The sequence below is a fragment of the Thermodesulfovibrionales bacterium genome (assembly GCA_035686305.1).
Taxonomy (GTDB): Bacteria; Nitrospirota; Thermodesulfovibrionia; order Thermodesulfovibrionales; family UBA9159; genus DASRZP01.
The window spans coordinates 1-16,333 of sequence record DASRZP010000104.1; the positions used below are offsets into that span (position 1 = coordinate 1).

Below are 16,333 nucleotides of genomic sequence, written 5' to 3' on the forward strand. Positions count from 1 at the left end.
CAGCACGGAGATGGCAGCAGGTCTTCCGCAACTGACCCCGGATCTTGTACCGATTGGCCGCTTTGGTACTGTGGAGGAGATCGCCGACGTCGCCCTCATGCTGGTTCGCAATGGCTATGTTACGGGTCAGACGATTAACATTAACGGGGGTAGATACCTGAGCTGACTCCATAGCTGGATTGGAATTTGATTCCGCTGGCTCCCGGCGACACGGCACCTTGAGCGCCTTTGACCTTTGGCAGACGAGTTTCACCGTAGGTTCACCTGATCCCATGTCACCCTATTATCCCTATTGATGATTACGGTTGAGTGGTATCACCCAAGAGGGGAAGGGAGACCTTCCCCTCTTTATCTACATGAGAAGCGACTGAGCCTGCCTTCTCTAAAGTGGCTCCTTGATCTTGCTCTCTGGTCATGCCACAATGGAAAAAAAGGTGCAAGGAACCCTGCCAATGGACGATTATAAGACCATGGAGGATTTCGAGAGGGAACTGAACGAGATGCGGCTGAAGTTTCTTGAGCTTAAAGCATGCCGTCTCGATGTCCAGACCGTCCAGAAGAGATACGAGCAGCTCCTCCAGTCCGCACCCGATGCCATGATCTTTGTGAACAGGGAGGCTAAGATCGTTCGCATAAACGCCCAGCTCGGAAGCCTCTTTGGCTATACCGAGGAAGAATTGATTGGCAGGGATCTCGACACCCTCATCCCGGTGCGTTATCGCCTTCGCCATCGCGAAAACGTGGCACGGTATTTCGCACAGCCCCGTATTCGACCAATGGGTACGGGCCTGGTGATCTATGGTCTCAGAAAGGACGGAATCGAATTCCCTGCAGACATCAGCCTGAGTCCACTCGAAACTGACGGCGAGAAGTTGGCCGTGGGCGCAGTCAGGGATATAACGGAGAGAAAAAGGGCTGAGGAGGAAAAACAGCGGCTCCGTGAACAACTCGCCCAGGTCGAGACGGCTTCCGCCCTCGGGAGGATCGCGGCGAATGTCGCCGACGAGATCAGAAATCCCCTCACCGCCATCGGCGGCTTCGCCCGACGGCTCCAGAAGATAGCGGACAGCGAAAGAGAAAGGGAGTATGCCGCCTATGTTGTATCCGAGGTCGACAGACTCGAGGGTCTCCTCAGAGGCGTTCTTGCTTTTTCACGTTCAAGGAGTCCCCTTCTGGAAGACCATACTATCCGCAAAATCCTCGACGGGGCGCTGAAGGTCTGGGGAGAAAAGTTCCGGCAGCATTCTATCACTGTTCATAAAGAGTATCGGGAAGATGCGCTCGTTCGTGTAGACCAGGCACAGGTTCGAGAGGCGGTGGAGTGCCTGGTAGCAAATGCCGTCGAAGCGATGCCCGGCGGCGGTACGCTGTCCGTTGAAACTGATCGGGAAATCGTAAATGGAGTACCCTATGTCCGAATAAAGATTCAGGATACGGGCGAAGGTATCGACGCCGAAAAGCTTGGGAAGATCTTCGAGCCATTTTTCACGACCAAGATGTCGCCGAAGGGTGCGGGCCTCGGCCTTCCGATAGCAAAGAAGATCATAGAGGAAGAGGGAGGCACGATCAACCTCGATAGCACAAAAGGCACGGGTACGACAGCCACAATCCTTTTTCCGGACGTGCGAACATAACCGACGTCTGCTTCCGAAATTGTTCCCTGCAGCTAACCTCCTGCCATCCCTTCGAAGATCTTCTACCAGCCATAGCTCCTCACAGAAGTTCGACATCAGACCTTTATTCAAGAATTCCACCGAGTGCTTCCTAGAATCCTGATCAATATCCACACACGAGTGAAGACGCGAAAGAATTTAGAAATCAGTGCTGGTCGAACTATCTTTGACAAAGTATGAGAAAGAGGATCAATTTCATCTTAATTGAGAACATAGACCCAAATGCGTTTAGCAATTGCCAAAATAGCGCTTTGCAGTTTTTTGCTAGTCGCACTATAGTTACATTATTAGGGGAGCGAACCTAGAGGTAAGGGCGAACTCTTGAAGACACGGAAGGAAACCGGCTGGCTCTTCATTCGATGAATGAGTAAGCATTAGCGGTGAATCATGTTCAGGAGAGCTCATTAGTCGAAGGGCCACTCATCTTTTTGAATTGAAGAGCCTGGGGGAAATCAGGGGAGGCCGTGCAGCATGTTGCAGAATGGTTCAGGACGCATTTTAAAGTAGCCCGGGCTCGTGTATTTGAGTCGGCCTGCGACAGAAAAGGAGGAATATCATGGTTGTTTCTGAAAACATAAAAGATTACGGGAAGATAAGAGCCGCGGTCTGGGCGATACTGTTTCTCTGGCTCGTGGCTGTCTTGATCCTTGGTGCGAATGGGGTCTTCGTGAGGGAGCCGGGGACGCCGCCTCTGCCGATCTTCGCCGGGGTGGTTATCCCGCTTCTCGTCTTCCTCGCCGCGTTCTGGTCAGGGGGGTTGTTCCGCGACTTCGTTATGACCCTCGATCTAGAAGTCGCTGCAGGCATACAGGCCTGGAGGTTTGGAGGTCTGGGCTTCATTGCTCTTTATGCCTACGGTGTACTGCCCGGTCTTTTTGCCTGGCCTGCAGGACTCGGGGACATGGCCATCGGTCTCACCGCGCCTTTCATAGTCCTCGCCCTGAGGCGACGGCCTGACTTTATACGCAGCCGGATCTTTGTGGTCTGGAACCTGCTGGGCATACTGGACCTCATTAACGCCGTCACCCTCGGTGCGCTCAGTGCATTCCTCGGCATCGGAATCACCGGAGAAATTACCACGTTCCCGATGGCACAGTTGCCTCTCGTTCTTATCCCAGCATTTCTCGTGCCGCTCTTTGTCATGCTCCATCTTACTTCAGTGTTCCAGGCGAGACGGTTGATCGCTGCAGGTAAGAACTGCGGCTGGACAGGTTCACCGACCCAGTGTGGACACGCACACCCTTTGGGCAGGACATAAGGGCGTGACAGGAGATGAGAGCGATGGAATCGTCCGTGGACGAAGGAGGGACGGGAGATTGTGTGGCTTTCACTCCTGTGTCCGAGCTTGCGGGAGATCAGGATATGATCCTGCAGTTATCTTCGATGGGTACTCTACCTGACTTAAAACCTGTTAATGGGCGCGCAAGATATCCGAGCACTATGGAGATAACAAATCTGAGGTCTTCAGGTACTCAGGAAGTGCCTCGTCGCATCTTCCACACCCCCTACATAACCGATCGGATAGCTCCCCACGTTACCGCACCGGGCATGCCGTCGGTGCCTGGCGGCTACAGGCAACAGAAGTCAATGTTTCCTGCGCCCTCCTTGAAAGCCCGAAATCATCTATTTCCTTCCTGAGAGAATCGCAAGAGCCATATCCGCCGAGGTAGCCGTTCACTCTTGCAACAGCCGTAGAGTTGATCAGGTCCTTCATGTCAGGATACGTTGCCGTCAACTCCTTCATGATTTCGGGATAGAGCCTCAGGCTGTGCTTCTGGTGATAATCCTCGGCGAGAGAGAATCCCGAATAGGGTTCTATGGCGGTCGCAATTCTTCCTCTCGTTTCAGAGGCGATATGATCTCTTGTCTGAATGGCAACCTTTCTCTGCTCTTCATTGTGGTAGAATATGGCCGCCCTGTACTGGCGGGACCAGGAACCTCTTGCCGGCTCATGACCCTTCCAAAATATTTCCAACAAGTCCCTGTACGAGATGCGAGAGGGATCAAAATCAATCTGAACCGACTCTGAATGATCGCCAAGATCGTAATAGCGCGGGTTCTTTGTAGTACCACCCGCGTACCCCACACGGGTTCTGATGACCCCCGGCAGGCTCCCAAACTGGGAGTCAGGTCCCCAGAATCAACCAAGGGCGAACGTAGCCGTTTCGAATCTGCCTTGAAAAAAGGTGTCCAAAAGCGGGAGGCCAATATCGGCCTCTGTATCGTCATGAAGCGCAGACATGTTCTTACCTCCTTTAAGAACGATCAGGGTGATGGCGGATATTGCCAAACATAACAGAACCACGAAGGCAAAGCGCGGTTTCATGATCTATGATAGCCGATGTTCATGAAGACATTATGAACGGAGTCCTGGTCTGTTACAGCCGGTATCTCTCACTATTTGCAACTGCCTGCGGTGAAGGATATGATAAAGTATGGCCGTGAAGACGAAGGTCCTTTCCGTCATGGAGCTGCGCAAGGAATACGGCGACGTTCTTGCCGTAGATTCGCTTTCTTTTGATGTCGGGAACAATGAGATAGTCGGGCTTCTGGGTCCTAACGGAGCGGGCAAGACCACGACGATCAATATGATTCTCGGTGTTCTCCGGCCGAACTCCGGGACTATCCTCATCGAAGGCGTGGACATCGATATGAAGAGGTCTCAGGCCCTTGAAAATACCAACTTCGCAGCGGTCTATGCGCCGTTACCCGGCAACCTGACGGTATATGAGAACCTGCGTGTCTTCGGCCTGCTTTACGGCATCAGGGACCTGAGGGAACGGATTGATCTCCTCATCGAGCAGTTCGGGCTCGATCGATTTCGCAACGTGAAAGCAGGTATGCTCTCTTCAGGAGAACAGACGCGCCTGTCCCTTGCCAAGGCCATGCTGAACCATCCGCACCTCCTTCTCCTTGATGAACCAACGGCATCGCTCGACCCCGCTGCAGCCTGGGAAATCCGGGCGAAGATCCTCGACTTTGTGGCCGGGGGCACCGGCGGCGTGCTCTGGACTTCTCATAACATGTACGAAGTTGAAGAGGTCTGCGACCGCGTACTCTTCCTCTCCCACGGGAAGATCTTGCTTGAAGGAAACCCCAAGACTCTGGCCCGTGAGCACGGCAAGAAATCCCTCGAGGAACTCTTCATCGCCGTGGCTCGCGAACCCCTTGCCCTGGGGATCGGGTGAGCATCATTCGATACAATCGCATCACAGCGATCATGCTCCGACAGTTTTATCTTATTCGGGGAACCCTTTCTCGAGTACTGTCGTTGTTCGTATGGGTCGCCGTAGACATCGTGCTGTGGGGCTTTATTACCAAATATCTTAATACCATCGCCTCACCCGGATTTAACTTTGTTCCGCTGCTCCTCGGCGCCGTCCTCCTCTGGGACTTCCTGGTCCGTGTCATGCAGGGAGTGACCATCGCCTTCTTCGAGGACGTATGGTCCCGCAATTTCCTGAATATCTTCGCCACTCCCCTCTCAATATCGGAATACCTCATGGGTCTCGTGCTCTCGAGTGTCGCGACGAGTATCGTTGGTCTCGTTATGATGCTTGTCCTGGCGACCGCCCTCTTCGGCCTGTCGTTCTTCGCCTACGGCCTCGCGCTCGTACCTTTCCTCCTTGTGCTCTTTCTCTTCGGCATCGCCCTCGGAATCTTCGGCATTGCCGTTGTGCTTCGGCTCGGACCTGCCTCGGAGTGGTTTATCTGGCCCATCCCTGCCCTCATCTCGCCCTTCGTGGGGGTCTTTTACCCCCTCTCGACACTCCCGGGATGGATGCGGTATCTCTCGCATCTGTTGCCGCCATCCTATGTATTCGAGGGAATGCGGACGACCGTCTCTGGCGGAACGGTTTCAGCGTCCGGCCTTCTCTGGGGAGCGTTTCTCGCCGTCTCTTACATACTGGTTGCGTGCTGGTTTTTTGCGCGTATGTACGACCATGCCGTGAAGACAGGGCTCATTGCCCGATACAGCGCCGAAACGGTGAGTTGACCGGTCGCCTTCTGCGAATGGAGTCTATCGTTTCCCTCCGTAGACGGCAAAGACGCCGTTCTTGAAATAACAATCGACATCGAGGAACCCGGCGCCTTCCAGCGCCTTCAACTGACTTTCCAGGGTATCAGGCATGTTCATGCTTGAGGGGTCTTTGTAACGCCTTATCAAATCGTCGGGCCTTTCGTCGGTAATAGCGTAGCGATTCATCATATGGGTCAGCCAGTCTTTCCATAGGGCAAAGTACCATCCTTCGAGTTCTTCTGACGGGGGAAGCACCATATCAACATTGACAAAGTATCCGTCAGGGTTCAGATGCGACGCAATCCAGCCGAACAAGGAGGCCTTTTCGGCCTTTTCGAGATGATGAATGGCCATGGAAGAGACGGCGATATCATAGGTGCCGAATTCTCCTGAACCGCCCAGTATCTCCTGGAAGGTCGCCTGTATAAACGCCACGCCCTGAAAACGATGAAGCCGTTTCTTTGCCTTTTGAAGCATCCCTTCGTTCCCGTCGACGAGGGTTGCAGAGAGGGCGTCGTTGACTCCAAATAATTCTTCGGTGAGGAGGCCATCACCACACCCCAAATCGAGAAGTCTGATCCCTTCCCTGCCGTGAAAGAAATGCGCGAAGAAGGAGGAGACAAACCAGATCAGTTTTCTTCGTTCTACGATATAGACGTCTGCCCTGTCAAGGTAGTTTTCTGCAAACCACCTGTCTGCCCATGCCGACTCCCTGAATTCACTCATGGGAGATCTTTCTGCTCTGAATTGAGCAAAGAATTGCAGAAGAACCTGCGGCCCCGAGATCCCTTTTCTATCGGGATTCGGCGGATTCCAGAGGCCTCTGACCTCCGGTCACTTCGTCTTGTCCGGTATCCGGTTTTCCACACGTCAGTCATTCGTTCATGATACCACAAACTCTCTGTTTTCCTTACAGACGGCAATTTGAAGATACCGCTGATGAGCCCGCGGGATCAACCCGTAACGAGACCGGCAGCGACCCTGTAATGGAGAGCCAGGTAAAGTCCGAGATGGCCTTCATCCGAGAAGTCAAAGGAAAGTTCTTCACCCGTCAGAACCGATACCGTATAGGCCAGGTCGTCGAGTTTTTCCCGGACCGCCCGGACGGTCTGCTCCTCAACGTCATAGAGTTCGAGGATATCAATAATATCTTCTATCGCACCGCTGTTGTAACTCTCGAGCAGAATGCGGCCTTCGCCCTGAAGCCCCTGAGAGAGACCCTGGGCCTTCGCACGGTCGATCTGATGTCTTAACCTTATGAGACAGAGTCCGTATATCTTTACCTCATCATTCATCGCCATCCGTCCTCCTCAAAAAACGTTCTTGTCATTATAGAGCAAACTGCGTGCCAGAGAAGAAACCCTTGCCTTGTCAAGAAAATAGAGCGTCAGCCTCTCCCGTGTGGTTAGAATATTATCATAATGTATATTATTTATATAAGCCGATGGCAAATAACGCGTAGCTGTCAGGTTGACTTCCTGGGACGAATACTTTAATGTTCCTCATTCGCAGGGATGAGACTATGAAGAGCGGCATATCCATGAGCTTTCTGATCGGGCTTCTCGCAGGGATATTCGGAGGGCTTGTCGGCGTCGGCGGCGGCGTCGTGATGATCCCTCTCATGGTAGGAACCATGAAGACGGGTCAGCTCCGGGCGCATGGGACAAGCCTCGTCGTCCTCGTCTTTACAGGCCTGGCAGGATCTGTCACCTATGCCCTGAAGGGATCGGTCGATATCGTGGCCTCCGCTCTTCTTGCGACAACGGCAATCTTTACGGCCCGGACAGGAGCCCGTTATGCTCACGCACTTCCCGAATGGAAGCTGAAACGGTCTTTTGGGGGCTTCTTGATCATCGTTTCCTTCCTTTTGCTCTCGAAGCCCTACCTCATCCAGCACCATGGTCCCCTTTTCGGTTGGGTGAAGGTTTCAGTTCTCTTTATGACAGGGGCGCTGACGGGGTTCCTCTCCGGCATGATGGGAGTTGGCGGGGGAACGATCATGGTCCCTGCAATGGTCCTGCTTCTCGGCATGGATCAGCATACTGCGCAGGGGAGTTCCCTCCTTGCGATGGTCCCTGCAGGTGCAGCAGGGGCCTATACCCACAGCCGTTTGGGGAATGTTGACGTGAACCTGCTCGCGGGTCTCATCCCCGGCGTCCTTGCAGGGACCTTCCTCGGAGGAAGTCTGGCCCACGCTCTCGATGAAGAGACCTTGAGAGTCATCTTTGCAGCCGTGCTTATCTGGACAGGAATGCGGTATCTCAGAACAAAGAGGAGGAAGGATGAGGGATGAATTACGAAGGCTGAAAAGGAAGGTATCGCTCCCGGACGAATGCCTCCTCGTCCTCTCTGGTCTTCAGTCTACCCCTCAATCTCTCCTCCAGGAGGGTATCGAGAACCTCTGAGTAAAAGGGGCCCGGTGTGAGGCCCATGGTTCTGAGATCGTCTCCCTTCAGATAGGGTCTGATCTTTCTTAACTGGAGGAGGTAGAGCGATATCTCCTTCTTCACCTTGTCATCGGCTGCAGCAGCCATCGCAAAGAGCACGGTCTCGATTCCTTGGTTGTGGAGTGCCTTGTATATCTTTGCAGGATCGAGAAGGGGAAGCTGCCGCAATATTGCCTTGGCGCCATGAATTCCCTTCCCTATCTTCTCCCTGATCCGTAAAGGGGTCGAGAGCCTTGCAAAAGCCGTCTCCCTGTCGCCGTCGCTGAGATCAGAGAGCAGTGCTATCAGATAGAGGGCGCCTCTGTCAGGCTTCTCTTCAAGGAAGAGGAGGTTGAACCACGAAAGGGTATCGTGCACTGACTGAAGGCGGGACTCCAGGTTCGTGTCAAGAGTCAGGTTCTCATGGAGCACCCTGAGAAGATCATATCCCGAAAGCCTCTTGATTGCCCGCACCGGCTCAGTTTCATTGAAGGTGAGAAGGAGCTCCTCATAGAGCCGGGAGCCGGAAAGCCTGTCGAAGAGATTCATGCGCAATGCCGATTTTATGAGGCCCTCCGTATGCTTGCTCAGTTTGAACCCGAAGCGCTCAGCAAACCGGACAGCACGGAACGCCCTTGTGGGGTCTTCAATAAAGCTCAGGTTGTGGAGGACCCGTATCGTCTTTTCCCTGAGATCCCTCTGGCCGCCAAAAAAATCGATGAGGAGGCCGAAGTCCTTTGGGTTCAGCTTTATTGCCAGGGTATTGATCGTGAAGTCCCTCCGGTAGAGGTCCTTCTTTATGGAAGATGTCTCGACCTTCGGCAGGGCAGCAGGAGATTCATAGTATTCGGTTCTTGCCGTCGCAACATCGACCTTCAGGACGGGAGAAAAGACCTGGGCCGTTCCGAATCGTTCGTGTTCCCTCACCTTCGCGCCGAGTTGCAGCCCGAACTCCCTGGCGAAGAGGATGCCGTCCCCCTCGATGACGATATCGATGTCCAGGTTCTCCTCTCCGCGCAGGAGGTCCCGCACAGACCCTCCAACAAGGTATGCGGCGTATCCGAGGCCGTCTGCGACTTCACCGGCGAGTTTGAGCATATCAGACACGGCTGCAGGAAACTTTTCCTTGATCCAGCTCGAGAGATTCCTCCCCATGGAGGGCTTTTCCTCGGGCGGAATCGTCCTTACCCTGCTCCGTTTCAGCATGTCCTCGTAGAGCGTCCGCAGGATGTCTGTCCTTGTTATCGCCCCGACGATTACGCCCTCTTCGACAACGGGCATGAATCGCTGGTTCTGCTCTACCATGAGCCGTTCCACGTCACGGATGGGGGTGTCGGGACCGACTGTCAGGGCATCGGTCGTCGCGAAATCAATGATTTTGCTCTTCCCGAAGCCGTGGAAGATCGCTTTTTCGATGCTCTCCCTGGAGATAATGCCCTTATATATCCCCTCTTTCACAACCGGGAGCACATTGACGCCGTATCTCGTCATTACGGAGGCGGCTCCTTTGATGGTGTCGTTCCATGCGATCGTGATTACCGGCGAGGTCATAACGTCCCCTGCATCCTTTGACTGTCGTACCGAGGTCCTGAGGATTCTCAAGACCTCTTCTTCCACGACCTCCATGGAAGCCTCCTTCACCGTTGCTGATGCGGCGCCCGCATGTCCACCGCCGCCAAAGGACCTCATCACCTCTCCAACGTCAAATTCAGGGACTCTGCTCCTTCCGACCAGGAGGATCTTCCCCTGCATATTGAGGAGCAGAATGAGGCCGTCGATGTCTTCCATGTCCATGATCCTGTGCGCAAGGGGGGCCGCGTCTCCGACATAATCCTCCCTCGATGCCTTGCCGATCTTGATCTTTATGCCGCTGATCTCCAGGTCCCTTGATGACCTGATGAGCTCATTGAGAAGGTCAAGTTCCTCTCTGCTCAGTTCCGACCTGATATAATTCGAGACGATCTTGAGGCTGGCGCCCTTTTTCAGAAGATAGGCAACGGCAAGAAGGTCTCGTTCCGTCGTCGACGGAAAGAGCAGGGACCCCGTCTCTTCATAAATACCGAGACAGAGGATCGTTGCCTCCATCGGGGTCAGGGGGATCTTTTTTGTACTGAGGATTTCGGTGAATATCGTGGCCGTTGCCCCCACGTCTTCAATGAGGTTGCGGGAACCCCGGATATCGTGTTTTTCGAACGGGTGATGGTCATAGATATGGATATCCGGCCTGACAGACCCGAGGAGCAACTCGGAGAAGGGGCCGATCCTCTCAGCTGACTTGGTGTCAACAATGATCAGCCTTGTTACCCGGGGAAAGGGGATATCCTTTATACGGCAAATACTGACAGGGTGGAAGGCGGCAAGGAAGTCTCTCACCTTCTTCTCCTGAGACCCAGGAAAGGCGAGAAGGGCGCCGGGATAGAGCTTCGCTGCGGCAACCATGGATGCCAGGGAATCGAAATCAGCATTTATGTGCGAAATAATTACTTCCATATGCTCGTGGTCGGTGAGGAGCTCAAGGGAGAGAGATGACGCGGCATCCGTCAGCCATCCGCATCACGGTTTATAGACGATTACCCGGTTCCTCCCGCTCGTCTTTGCCTCATAGAGGGCATCGTCTGCGAATGTTATGAGGTCATCCTTTGTCTTGATGAGCGGTGTCGGATAGGATACAACGCCGATGCTCACAGTCGGGCCGCGCTTTCCTTTCAGGCTGTGAAACCGGTACTTCTCAACAGAGGACCGCAGGGCCTCTGCCTTTGCAACCGCGCCGTCATGAGAGGTCTGCGTGAGGAGAATGATAAATTCCTCGCCGCCATACCGTGCAAGGACATCGCTCTTCCTCGTGTATTTTCTCAGGAGCTGAGCGAATTCTCTAAGAACGAGGTCGCCGATCCTGTGGCCGTGCGTATCATTGATGTTCTTGAAGTGGTCGATATCGACCATGAGGCAGCTCAGCGAGAGACCGTACCGCTCTGATCGGCTGAATTCCTCCGTGAGGCGATGATAGAAATATCTGATATTGAAGACGCCCGTCAGAAAATCCGTAATGGCGAGCTTTTCGAGGCGCGACTTCTCGTCCTCAATCTTCTCAAAGAGAAAGGCATTGTAAAGGGCGTTTGCCGATACGTTGGCAATGGCATTGCAGAGACTGATTTCAGTTTCTGAAAAGGACGAAGACCTTCGGGATGTCCTGAGGAAGAGTGTTCCGATAATCTCTTCGTGAAAAATGATAGGGATGACCACAATGGAGCGGATCCCGAGAGGAGAGAGCACGTCCTTTACCCGTTCCATGAGGGGGTCGGTGTTTACATCCTTGACCACTACCGGTTCTCGGGAGGAAAGGGCCTTTCTGATCTCAGGATATTTGGTCAGGTCAAGCTTGATATTCTTCAGTGCGGGGTCTTCGAAGGTCGAGGCGACATGGGCGTAACGTTTGTCTCCCTCGATACGGACAATGGAGCATCTCGTTACCGGAATGACCTCGGAGATCTTCTTGACAATAAGATAGAGTATCTCCTGAGGATTAAAGGTTGAAGAGACGAGATAGGTGAGCTCGATGATCGTCTGGAGGTCCTTCGCCTTCTTTTTTAGGTCTTCAACGCTCTTCCTTCTCTTGAGAATGTCCCTCATCTTGAATTCGAGGTCTTCTCCATGAAAGGGACCGAGGAGGTAAGCATCGGCGCCACTCTTCATAGCGGACTTGATGGCCCCTGGGGCATTCTGCGGTATTATCACGATGATCGGCGGCCCCGTGGGAGGAAGGTTTACCTTCCCGATCTCTTCTGAAGAGATGATACAGAGCCGGGCAGGGTCTACACGCTCTGCCAGAATCTTCCTCAGCGAAGAGATGCTCTCCGCAAACTCCGGCCGGAAATCGCGTCTGCCGTCAAAAAAAGATGTCAGGAATGCGCGTGCCTCGCGTTGTCTTTCGTATATTACGACCCGTTCCTTCATATTCTCCCTTCAGCAAAGGTTTTCCTGCGTCGTACCCATTTTAGCAGATTTTCCCTGCCAAGGGTATTCACGACGTCCTTCTTCTCGAGCCATCCCCTCCTTGCCAGAGAGACGCCGTAAATCATGAAGTCGAACTGATTTGTCACGTGGGTATCAGTATTAATCACGACGGGGATCCCCATCTCCTTCGCCCTTCTGGCGTAAACGTCGTTGATGTCGAGCCTCAGGGGATAGGCATTGATCTCCAATGCCGTTCCGGTCTCCCTTGCTGCCGCGAAGACCTGCTCCATATCGAGTTCATAGGCGTCCCGCTCACCGATGAGCCTCCCTGTCGGATGGGCAATTGCCGTGACATAGGGGTTTCTTATCGCAGAGATGAGGCGTTTTGTGAGCTGGTCTCTTGTCTGCCTGAAGCCGGAATGGATTGATGCCACAACGATGTCGAGCTGCCTGAGAACGGAATCCGGCAGATCCAGGGTATAATCGCTCCGTATGTCGACCTCTGCACCGGTGAAAAGTCTGAAGCCCTTCAGTCGCCTGTTGATCGCCTGTATCTCCTTCACTTCCTCTTGGATCTTCTCTTCGTTCAGACCCCGTGCAACGCCAAGCCCCTTGGTATGGTCGGTAATGGCGAGGTATTCATAGCCCTTGGCCCTTGCGGCCTCGATGAGTTCCTCAAGGGTGTGGCTTCCGTCGCTCCTCTTCGTATGGACATGGAGGTCTCCCCGTATGTCGCCGAGTTCCACCAGCCTTGGCAATCTCCCTTCGAGGGCCGCCTCTATCTCCCCCGTATCCTCTCTCAGCTCAGGAGGTATGTAAGGCAGGCCGAGAAGCCGGTAAAGATCTCCCTCCTTCTCTCCACCGAGCCTCTTCTTGTCCGATTCCCTGAATATCCCATACTCGTTTACCTTCAGCCCTGCCTTAACGGCCATCTCCCTGAGTCGGATATTATGAGCCTTGCTGCCCGTGAAATACGCAAGGGCAGCGCCGAGAGATTCCTCTTCAACGACCCTAAGGTCGACCTGAATGCCGTCGGCGATAACGATACTCGACTTTGTCGGACCGTGCATAAGCACCTCTCTTACCCCAGGAAGATGAGTAAAGACATGCATGACCTCCTGAGGGTCTTCGGAAGTGACAAGGATGTCGATATCTTTGATCGTTTCTTTCCACCTTCTGAGGCTCCCTGCAAGATGGAGCTCCCTGACAGGGGCCTTTTTCCGAAGATGTTCAACGATGTCATTTCCCACGGGAAGCACCCTTCCGAGGGGGTGTCTCTCTTTACCCCTTCTGAGCATCTCTATGCCCTTGAGAATGTTCGCCTCGGTCTTCTCCTTTATCCCGGGGAGGCCCGTCAGTCTGTGTTCCCTGGCAAGGCGTTCGAGATCGTCAATATCCTTTATCTCCAGCTTTTCGTTGAGGAGTTTGGCCGTCTTCGGTCCGAGGCCGGGAACTGAGAGGAGCAGGGAAAGACCTTCGGGAACCTCCCTCCTCAACTCTTCATAGGCAGCGATCTTTCCCGTTGCAACAAATTCCCCGATCTTTGCGGCAAGGTCGTGGCCGATTCCGGGAATCTCGAGGAGGTCCTTTTCGGTCATGCGGGCAACATCGGTGGGCAGGCCGTCGATATTCTGAGCGGCCCTCCGGTAAGCCCTCACGCGGAAGACGTTCTCACCCTGAATATCGAGGATATCTGCAACCTCATTGAAGATATCGGCTATCTGCCGGTTTATCATCTCTTCAGCAGTGCAATGAGCTCCTGGGCATTTTTTGTTGCGTAACCAAAGGCGTCATTGTTGAAATAGATAAAGACGTCCTTCCCCTGCTTTACATATTTTCGTATCATACCGGCATCTGCTTTCAACTGCTCCTGGCTGTAACAGGAGGCATGGTCTCCGGCCTGACCATGCCTCCTGATGTATACAAAGGCGGCGGTGAGGGGAAGGTCATTGAGGAACGCGGGGGAATCGGCCATACAGAGGGATGCCCGTTCTCTTTCGAGGAGCGTGAAGACCTTTTTCGAAACCCAGGAGGCATCCCTGAACTCGAAGGCATTTTTCACCCCGTAGGGTTTCAGCAGCTCAAGGAAATCGGCTAGCCTTGAGGGATCTCCTTTCAGCCCCGGCGGCAGTTGCCAGAGTATAGTCCCCAATTTTTCCTTCAACGCCACAACCCGCGAAAAAAAGACGTCGAGAGGTTCGGCAGAGGCCTTCAGCTTCTTCACATGAGTGATGAACCTGCTGCCCTTGATGGAGAAGATAAAGCCCGTGGGTGTCTCCTGGTACCACCGATGAAAGGTCTCCTTGTCAGGAAGGCTGTAGAAGGTCACATTCAGTTCTACGGTCCGGAATCTCGACGAATAGTATTGAAGCCACTGTTTTTGAGATAGATCGGCGGGGTAGAAGGGGCCTTTCCAATGGTTGTAGAAAAAACCGCTGCATCCTACGTATATGGTTGGCATAGGAGTATTGTATCACATACCCGGCGGATCTACTATTATGAATGGCGGGAGCTACGAACTGAGCGGGCCGAACCTATCCCTGAAATCCTCGGGGGAAAGGTTCGCCACCTTCGCAATGCGCTTGAGATTATCTGCCTCAAGGTCTTCACGTTCAAGGCGGATCATATATTTCCTGCCAACCTCATAGGCCTCGGAAGTGATATCGACCGTTCTTATCTTGACCTTCCCCGTGGCGTAATCGATCATCTCGACGAAGGGCGTCGACTTGAGGTCCCCTTCATAATAGGAAATAAGGGCTCCGGTGCCGCCTCTCAGAAGGTAGCGGACAGCACCGTACCCAAGATTCCTCGTGTATTCGATATCAAAGGGGATGGGGTCTGCAGCCCTCAATTCATACCCCACGTTTTTATCAACGATCGTTGCATTTATGCCGAAAGAATCGAGGGTCTTCTTCACAAAGTATCTCAGAACCCTTCCGAGCTGGATCTCAGAAAGCCGTATCCTTCCCGTTTCGTCCTTTTCGAGCTGTCCGTAACGGCTCAGTTCTTCAAGGTCAAGCCTTTCGGATATCCCCTCAGCAAGGATTGCAACTCCATGGTCTCTGCCCATAGAGAGTCTCTTTATCATGGACGCTGTGAGGATATCTGAAACCGTCATGAAGGAGAGGGCGCCGTCTTTGAATTCCTCGGGAATCAGGGTTATCGTTGCGCCCGCGGCCTTGCCTATGCCCAATGCCAGATAGCCCGTATTCCTGCCCATCGTTGTTATAAAGTACCATCTCCCCGTGGTCCTGGAATCCTCCATGAGGTTCTTGACGATCTCGACCCCCCAATGCCTTGCAGTCTCGTACCCGAAGGTCGATGCCCCTCCCGGCAGGGGAATGTCGTTGTCGATGGTCTTCGGCACATGGACGACGCTGAGGGAACCCCTCGATTCCTTCTCAATCCAGTTCGCCATGTACAGGGTACCCTCGCCGCCTATGGTTATGAGATATTTGACGCCGAGGCCTTTGAGCGTAGACATGAGGACCCCGAATCGCTCTTTCACTCGTTCGGGATAGTCGCGGGAAGTCCTGAGGATAGATCCACCTTCAGTATGGATCCGTGAGACATCGTCCATGGTGAGAGGGTTTGCGCAGGAACTGTCGCCGTTGAAAAGGCTCTTGAAGCCACCCGTAATCCCGATGACCCTCTTCCCCTGATTGATCGCCTCAATCGTCGAAGAGCTTATGACACCGTTAATTCCCGGTGCAGGGCCCCCACCCACAATGATGCCGACGATATCCTTGGTCCTTTTGGCCATGAACTACAAGCCGAAAAGACCTGCGTTGATCTCCTTATTCACCATGGCCGGTCTGATTGTCTTCTTCACGATATCATCCGTATCCGTCACCTTAAGCTTCGAGAAGAGGAGACCGAACTTCTCCTCGATCTCTGACATGATGGGTCCCCTGATATCGGCAGGAAGGTCCCACCACTGCTTCTTTACCGGACCAAACCCTTTCTTCCTCGTGCTGTAGATGAACTGTTCCTCTGTCTGTCCTTCCTTCCACTCCTTTCCATATTCCTTTTTGATGAAGGCATAGTTTTCATTTCTGAACTCTGCAGGGAGATGGCTGCTGTCATAGATGATGTTCTGGAATCCCGTCGCGAGGTGTACCTCCGAAGTCCCGGTCTTCGGAAACATGTCGAAGGCATCTTCGGGGAGGGTCGATGCGCCGTGCTGGACAGCGCCTGAGAGGCCATACTCCTTTCGTGCGATCTGGGAGAGTTTCTCGAGAGTCTCAAAATCGATCTTG

General features: G+C 53.5%; 14 protein-coding genes and 1 pseudogene. 5 read left to right on the forward strand and 10 right to left on the reverse strand.

From position 1 onward, the window contains the following. Positions 1-452: 452 nt before the first annotated feature. Both VFG09_12045 and VFG09_12050 read left to right on the forward strand, forming a co-directional pair. Positions 453-1,634, forward strand: coding sequence for a PAS domain S-box protein (locus VFG09_12045; GenBank protein ID HET6515885.1), 1,182 nt, complete (start codon positions 453-455; stop codon positions 1,632-1,634). Positions 1,635-2,229: 595 nt separating this feature from the next. Further along, on the forward strand, positions 2,230-2,931 hold the full coding sequence (locus VFG09_12050; protein ID HET6515886.1) for a hypothetical protein: 702 nt from the start codon (positions 2,230-2,232) through the stop codon (positions 2,929-2,931). 276 nt (positions 2,932-3,207) lie between these two features. Here the strand turns inward: VFG09_12050 and VFG09_12055 are convergent, their stop codons facing one another. Together VFG09_12055 and VFG09_12060 are read right to left on the reverse strand one after the other, a co-directional pair. Further along, positions 3,208-3,417 carry a hypothetical protein gene (locus VFG09_12055; protein HET6515887.1) on the reverse strand — a complete coding sequence of 70 codons (210 nt, stop codon included), beginning with the start codon at positions 3,415-3,417 and terminating at the stop codon, positions 3,208-3,210. Positions 3,418-3,453: 36 nt separating this feature from the next. After that, positions 3,454-3,801, reverse strand: a pseudogene (locus tag VFG09_12060) (peptide-methionine (S)-S-oxide reductase). A 307-nt stretch (positions 3,802-4,108) separates the two neighbouring features. Here VFG09_12060 and VFG09_12065 point away from each other — a divergent pair. Together VFG09_12065 and VFG09_12070 are read left to right on the forward strand one after the other, a co-directional pair. Then, positions 4,109-4,861, forward strand: a complete 753-nt coding sequence (locus VFG09_12065; GenBank protein ID HET6515888.1) for an ABC transporter ATP-binding protein — start codon at positions 4,109-4,111, stop codon at positions 4,859-4,861. Next, positions 4,858-5,670 (forward strand): ABC transporter permease, encoded by an 813-nt coding sequence (locus VFG09_12070; GenBank protein HET6515889.1) that lies wholly within the window; start codon positions 4,858-4,860, stop codon positions 5,668-5,670. Before VFG09_12065 ends, VFG09_12070 begins: the two co-directional genes overlap by 4 nt. Before the next feature lie 24 nt (positions 5,671-5,694). Here VFG09_12070 and VFG09_12075 read toward each other — a convergent pair whose 3' ends face one another. Beyond that, the gene (locus VFG09_12075) at positions 5,695-6,420 is read right to left on the reverse strand and encodes a class I SAM-dependent methyltransferase (GenBank protein ID HET6515890.1); all 726 of its coding nucleotides are present in this window, start codon (positions 6,418-6,420) and stop codon (positions 5,695-5,697) included. A 227-nt stretch (positions 6,421-6,647) separates the two neighbouring features. After that, on the reverse strand, positions 6,648-6,995 hold the full coding sequence (locus tag VFG09_12080; GenBank protein ID HET6515891.1) for a hypothetical protein: 348 nt from the start codon (positions 6,993-6,995) through the stop codon (positions 6,648-6,650). A gap of 221 nt (positions 6,996-7,216) precedes the next feature. Here VFG09_12080 and VFG09_12085 point away from each other — a divergent pair, with 221 nt between their 5' ends. Then, the gene (locus VFG09_12085) at positions 7,217-7,987 is read left to right on the forward strand and encodes a sulfite exporter TauE/SafE family protein (GenBank protein HET6515892.1); all 771 of its coding nucleotides are present in this window, start codon (positions 7,217-7,219) and stop codon (positions 7,985-7,987) included. A gap of 1 nt (position 7,988) precedes the next feature. Here VFG09_12085 and VFG09_12090 read toward each other — a convergent pair whose 3' ends face one another. The 6 genes from VFG09_12090 to VFG09_12115 form a co-directional block, all read right to left on the reverse strand. Then, positions 7,989-10,610: a CBS domain-containing protein gene (locus VFG09_12090; protein ID HET6515893.1), complete on the reverse strand. Its 2,622-nt coding sequence runs from the start codon at positions 10,608-10,610 to the stop codon at positions 7,989-7,991. A 63-nt stretch (positions 10,611-10,673) separates the two neighbouring features. Then, a complete protein-coding gene (locus VFG09_12095; GenBank protein ID HET6515894.1) occupies positions 10,674-12,074 on the reverse strand; it encodes a sensor domain-containing diguanylate cyclase in 1,401 nt (466 codons plus the stop codon). After that, positions 12,071-13,810, reverse strand: coding sequence for a DNA polymerase/3'-5' exonuclease PolX (gene polX, locus VFG09_12100; protein HET6515895.1), 1,740 nt, complete (start codon positions 13,808-13,810; stop codon positions 12,071-12,073). The genes VFG09_12095 and polX overlap by 4 nt, the downstream gene beginning before the upstream one ends. Beyond that, positions 13,807-14,535 carry a DUF72 domain-containing protein gene (locus VFG09_12105; GenBank protein ID HET6515896.1) on the reverse strand — a complete coding sequence of 243 codons (729 nt, stop codon included), beginning with the start codon at positions 14,533-14,535 and terminating at the stop codon, positions 13,807-13,809. The genes polX and VFG09_12105 overlap by 4 nt, the downstream gene beginning before the upstream one ends. A 51-nt stretch (positions 14,536-14,586) precedes the next feature. Beyond that, positions 14,587-15,837, reverse strand: a complete 1,251-nt coding sequence (gene pfp / locus VFG09_12110; protein HET6515897.1) for a diphosphate--fructose-6-phosphate 1-phosphotransferase — start codon at positions 15,835-15,837, stop codon at positions 14,587-14,589. Between the two features lie 3 nt (positions 15,838-15,840). Next, on the reverse strand, positions 15,841-16,333 hold a 493-nt coding region (locus tag VFG09_12115), incomplete at its 5' end, for an aldolase (GenBank protein HET6515898.1).

Coding starts and splice junctions, on each gene's coding strand:
- polX (HET6515895.1), bottom strand. CDS start 13,810: ATGATAAACCGGCAGATAGCCGATATCTTCAATGAGGTTGCAGATATC.
- VFG09_12050 (HET6515886.1), top strand. CDS start 2,230: ATGGTTGTTTCTGAAAACATAAAAGATTACGGGAAGATAAGAGCCGCG.
- VFG09_12075 (HET6515890.1), bottom strand. CDS start 6,420: ATGAGTGAATTCAGGGAGTCGGCATGGGCAGACAGGTGGTTTGCAGAA.
- VFG09_12055 (HET6515887.1), bottom strand. CDS start 3,417: ATGAAGGAGTTGACGGCAACGTATCCTGACATGAAGGACCTGATCAAC.
- VFG09_12080 (HET6515891.1), bottom strand. CDS start 6,995: ATGGCGATGAATGATGAGGTAAAGATATACGGACTCTGTCTCATAAGG.
- pfp (HET6515897.1), bottom strand. CDS start 15,837: ATGGCCAAAAGGACCAAGGATATCGTCGGCATCATTGTGGGTGGGGGC.
- VFG09_12045 (HET6515885.1), top strand. CDS start 453: ATGGACGATTATAAGACCATGGAGGATTTCGAGAGGGAACTGAACGAG.
- VFG09_12090 (HET6515893.1), bottom strand. CDS start 10,610: ATGGAAGTAATTATTTCGCACATAAATGCTGATTTCGATTCCCTGGCA.
- VFG09_12105 (HET6515896.1), bottom strand. CDS start 14,535: ATGCCAACCATATACGTAGGATGCAGCGGTTTTTTCTACAACCATTGG.
- VFG09_12095 (HET6515894.1), bottom strand. CDS start 12,074: ATGAAGGAACGGGTCGTAATATACGAAAGACAACGCGAGGCACGCGCA.
- VFG09_12085 (HET6515892.1), top strand. CDS start 7,217: ATGAAGAGCGGCATATCCATGAGCTTTCTGATCGGGCTTCTCGCAGGG.
- VFG09_12065 (HET6515888.1), top strand. CDS start 4,109: ATGGCCGTGAAGACGAAGGTCCTTTCCGTCATGGAGCTGCGCAAGGAA.